Annotated in this window: 2 protein-coding genes; both read right to left on the bottom strand. The window is 54.7% G+C overall.

Translation table 11 applies throughout. The features are described from left to right. Positions 1–38 precede the first annotated feature (38 nt). Entirely contained in the window at positions 39–1,190 is a 1,152-nt protein-coding gene (locus ACOCD2_RS19365; protein ID WP_419602439.1) for a DEAD/DEAH box helicase family protein, read from the bottom strand. Continuing rightward, the gene (locus ACOCD2_RS19360; protein WP_308317352.1) at positions 1,190–1,318 is read right to left on the bottom strand and encodes a hypothetical protein; all 129 of its coding nucleotides are present in this window, start codon (positions 1,316–1,318) and stop codon (positions 1,190–1,192) included. The genes ACOCD2_RS19365 and ACOCD2_RS19360 overlap by 1 nt, the downstream gene beginning before the upstream one ends. Positions 1,319–1,557 lie beyond the last annotated feature (239 nt).

Raw genomic sequence — 1,557 nt, 5'->3', positions numbered from 1 at the left:
CGAAGGGGGTGCAGGTACTTTCAGGAAATAATCATGAATTATCCTTTCAAAACAATATGTTGCATTATATCCTCGCCCTGCCATTTATGCAATTTGGAATATGACAAAGTAGAATTAGTGCGGATGCGCTTGACCCGGTAGGGGGTGAGAAAGCCGTCATTGATGCCATCCTTGAGCGAATACTCATAGGCGGGGTGACCAAAATAGTTGTAGGTGTCGATGTTATCCGTGCGCTTTGGGGTGGCGGTGAGGCCAAGATGCACGGCGGGGGCGAAGTGCTCCAGGATGGCGCGCCAGGAGCCTTCGTTATTGGCTGCGCCCCGGTGACATTCGTCAATGATGATCAGGTCGAAGAAGTCAGCGGGGTATTCTTTGTAGTAGCCGCCGATGTTTTCTCTTTCGGCGATCGCTTGATAGATGGCGAAGAAGATATGGGCGTTGGTGGGCACCACACCATTACGGCGGCGTATCTCGTCCCCATCGATCTTTACCAAGTCCTTTTCATAGGGGTTGAAGGTATTGATCGCTTGATCAGCGAGGATGTTCCGGTCTGCCAGAAAAAGGATGCGGGGACGGCGCGAACCCGGCTCCTGGCGATTCCAGCGCGCCTGGAACAGCTTGTGGACTACCTGGAAGGCGATGAAGGTCTTGCCTGTGCCGGTGGCCAGTGTCAGCAGCATCCGGTCTTTGGCGTTTCCAATGGCATCCGTTGCCGCGTGAACGGCCAGTTCCTGGTAGTAGCGAGGCCGCATCCCTGCTTCCAGATGGAATGGGATGTCTCTGAGTGTTCTCGTCAGGTCAGTCGTTATACCGGCATAGCGGGCGAGCAATTGCTCGGGCATCGGATAACATTCGGTGTAGTCGCCCTTCCCCACCTCAAGATCGAACTCGTATATCTGTTCGCCATTGGTGGAGTAGACGAAGCGAACACCGAGCTTTGCTGCATAGTCGATGGCTTGTTGCAGCCCTTGCGTGGGGTGAGCTGACTGCTTTTTGGCCTCGATGATCGCCAGGTGGCGGTTTTCACTATGCAACAGGTAATCGACGAAACAACGACTGCCGCGCTGATTTCCAGCGAGCTTACGACCATCGGTGAAGTAGAATTCGCGGATTATCTGGCCGCTTTCCCAGCCAGCGCTTACCAATGCGGGATCGATGAAATTGGCGCGGGTGTCGGCTTCGGAGGTCATTACCTGTCGGCACCATTTTCAGCGATGGGGATACCGCCCCGCTCGCAGTAGTCGCGGATCATCACCTCGATCATGTTGGCCAGACTGCGCCTTTCCTGTTCGGCGGCTGACCGAAGCCCCTCCTTCACGGCTGGATGAACACGAACAGTCAGAGTCGTGGATTTGGTTTCGGCCATTAGTAACCTCAATTCGGGGATAGCTTTCGATTGTACTGCGGATATACTAACCGGATTCAGCTTAACAAGGAATTAGTCGAGTAGATCGGCCATTGCTGGCTTTCACCCTCACAGAACCGGACGTGCGGATTTCCCGCATCCGGCTCTTCCGAGCAGGTCACCCGGATTGAGCGGGAGCCAATTGTCTGGGC

The sequence above is a fragment of the Thiolapillus sp. genome (assembly GCF_048562965.1).
Lineage (GTDB): Bacteria > Pseudomonadota > Gammaproteobacteria > Chromatiales > Chromatiaceae > Thiolapillus > Thiolapillus brandeum_A.
Note: the sequence above shows the minus strand (reverse complement) of the source record. Positions and strands in the feature narration are given on the sequence as shown.